This is a genomic window from Sphingomonas sp. JC676, from assembly GCF_014489075.1.
GTDB lineage: Bacteria > Pseudomonadota > Alphaproteobacteria > Sphingomonadales > Sphingomonadaceae > Sphingomonas.
Genome location: NZ_JACTGR010000019.1, coordinates 1 through 2,448, shown reverse-complemented (window position 1 = coordinate 2,448; position 2,448 = coordinate 1). Strand labels below are relative to the sequence as shown.

The following is a 2,448-nucleotide window of genomic DNA, read 5'->3' as shown; positions in this document are numbered from 1 at the left end:
TGTAAGCGGTGTTCCGCGCCCACCTTGTCGGGGCTAGTTGTTCGGGCAGACTAGGCGGCGTGGAAGACATCATGCCTATGACCGCACTGGACACGCGCACTGGAGTTGGTCCGGAGCCGTTGAGACGGGTCGAGCTGCTGAGTGGGATGGCCGGACGCCGACGTTCGTGGAGCCTTGAGCAGAAGCTGGCGATCGTGTCGGAGGCCCAGGGGTGCGATAATCTGACCGAGCTGGCGCGGCGCCACGATATTCGGACCTCGCAGCTCTACACCTGGCGTCGCGAGCTGCGGTACGCGCTGGAAGCGGCCGGGACCAAGAACACCATCATCGAGCCGCACTTCGTTCCCGTCGTGGCGGATCGTGAGGAGAGCCCCAGGCGCCACGCTATGGCGATCGAGGTTGAAGTCGACGGCGCGGTGGTTCGGATCTCCCGAACCGCCGAGGCCAGGCAGATCACCGCAGTGGTGCAGGCACTCAGGCAGACGCGATGATCGGTCCCGGTATTGGCGCTCGCGTCATGGTTGCGACGCGCCCGGTGGATTTTCGCAAAGGACCGGACGCCCTGGCGGCGCTGGTCGGCGCCGATTATGGCGGCGATCCCTATTCCGGCGTGATCTACGTCTTCCGGGCGAAGCGCAGTGACCGGATCAAGCTGGTGTGGTGGGACGGCACGGGCCTGTGTTTGATGGTCAAGAAGCTCGAACAGGGCGGCTTTAAATGGCCGGGCATCCAGGACGGTGTGATACGACTGACAGCGGCGCAACTCGGCGCGTTGCTCGAGGGTCTGGACTGGCGCCGCGTGCATGGCGGGCGGCGTCCGCAGGCCCCGCAGATTGCCGGTTGACGAGCCCTTCGGCTCCTGATTCACTCTCGTCATGCTCATGGAGGCGGACCTTCCCGAGAACATTGATGCGCTCCGCGCATTGGTTCTCGAACAGTCCAGGATGCTGGCGCAAGAACGCGCTGCGGCGGCCGATCTGGCGGTCGCCAAGAGTGAGGCCGATGCCGAGGTCGAGCGGCTCCAGTCGATCATCACCGCGTTCATGCGCCACCGTTTTGGATCCCGCTCCGAGCAACTTGATCCTGCCCAGCTCCAGCTCGGCCTGGAAGACATCGAGACGGCGCTGGGGCACGCGCGAGCGGCCCGCGAAGCGATGTCGGACCGTCCCGCCAACGAGCGGCCACGCAAGACCAACCGCGGCTCGTTGCCTGCCCATCTCGAGCGGATCGAACAGGTTGTCGATGTCGAGGACAAGGCCTGCCCGTGCTGCGGCGGTGCGCTCCATCAGATCGGCGAGGATGTCGCCGAGCGCCTCGACGTCGTGCCGACCACCTTCCGCGTGCTGGTGACGCGTCGACCGCGCTATGGTTGTCGTTCCTGCGAGAACGCTGTCGTCCAGGCGGCGGCACCCGCCCGGATCGTCGAGGGCGGCATCCCGACCGAGGCGTTGATCGCCCAGGTCCTGGTGGCGAAGTACGCCGACCATGTTCCGCTCTACCGGCAGGCTCAGATTTATGCCCGTCAGGATATCAGGCTCGACCGCTCCACGCTGGCCGACTGGGTCGGCCGAGCGGCGTGGTATCTTCGGCCGCTGCGCGATCATGTTCTCGAGAAGCTGCGAAGATCCGAGCGCCTGTTCGCCGACGAGACCACCGCGCCGGTGCTCGATCCCGGACGCGGGCGAACGAAGACCGGCCAGCTATGGGCCTATGCTCGCGATGATCGGCCGTGGGGCGGCGACGACCCGCCGATGGTCGCCTATGTCTACGCCCCCGACCGCAAGGCCGAACGGCCCGAGGCGCATCTCGGGAAGTTTGACGGCATCCTGCAGGTCGACGGCTATGGTGGCTACACCGCGCTCACCAGGCGGTGCCAGCAGGTGAGGCTCGCCTTCTGTTGGGCGCATGTGCGGCGCAAGTTTTACGAACTGGCCGTCACCTCACCGGTCTCGACCGAGGTCCTGCGACGCATCGCTCTTCTCTATGCCATTGAGGACCAGGTGCGCGGCTCGTCGGCACACGAACGGCAAGCGCTGCGCGCCGAGCGCAGTCGTGTGATCGTCGATGACCTTCGCGATTATCTCAGCGCCAGGCTCCGTCAGGTCAGCGCGAAGAGCAAGCTCGCCGAAGCGATCCGTTATGCGCTCAGCCGCTGGGAGGGCCTCTCACGGTTCCTGGACGACGGCCGCATCGATCTCGACTCCAACACCGTCGAGCGGTCGATCAGACCGATCGCCCTGAATCGCAAGAATGCGCTCTTCGCCGGCTCTGATGAAGGCGGCGACAACTGGGCGGTGATCGCGACGCTCATCGAGAACTGCAAGCTCAGCGGCATCAACCCCCACGACTGGCTGACCCGAACCCTCACCGAACTCGCCAACGGTCACCCCGCCAACGACGTCGGCAGCCTCATGCCCTGGACAGCCGTGGCCTGAGCACACCGCTTAC

The 2,448-nt window shown here is 65.8% G+C and carries 3 protein-coding genes; all 3 read left to right on the top strand.

Going from position 1 to position 2,448, the window contains the following annotated elements; all coding sequences use genetic code 11:
* Nucleotides 1–77: 77 nt before the first annotated feature.
* The 3 genes from IAG41_RS22795 (at nucleotide 78) to tnpC (ending at nucleotide 2,435) form a co-directional block, all read left to right on the top strand.
* Nucleotides 78–491, top strand: a complete 414-nt coding sequence (locus IAG41_RS22795) for a transposase (RefSeq protein WP_262408858.1) — start codon at nucleotides 78–80, stop codon at nucleotides 489–491.
* 26 nt (nucleotides 492–517) lie between these two features.
* Nucleotides 518–844 (top strand): IS66 family insertion sequence element accessory protein TnpB, encoded by a 327-nt coding sequence (gene tnpB, locus IAG41_RS22790; protein WP_187731000.1) that lies wholly within the window; start codon nucleotides 518–520, stop codon nucleotides 842–844.
* A 100-nt stretch (nucleotides 845–944) separates the two neighbouring features.
* Entirely contained in the window at nucleotides 945–2,435 is a 1,491-nt protein-coding gene (gene tnpC / locus IAG41_RS22785) for an IS66 family transposase (RefSeq protein WP_262408859.1), read from the top strand.
* Nucleotides 2,436–2,448: the final 13 nt, after the last annotated feature.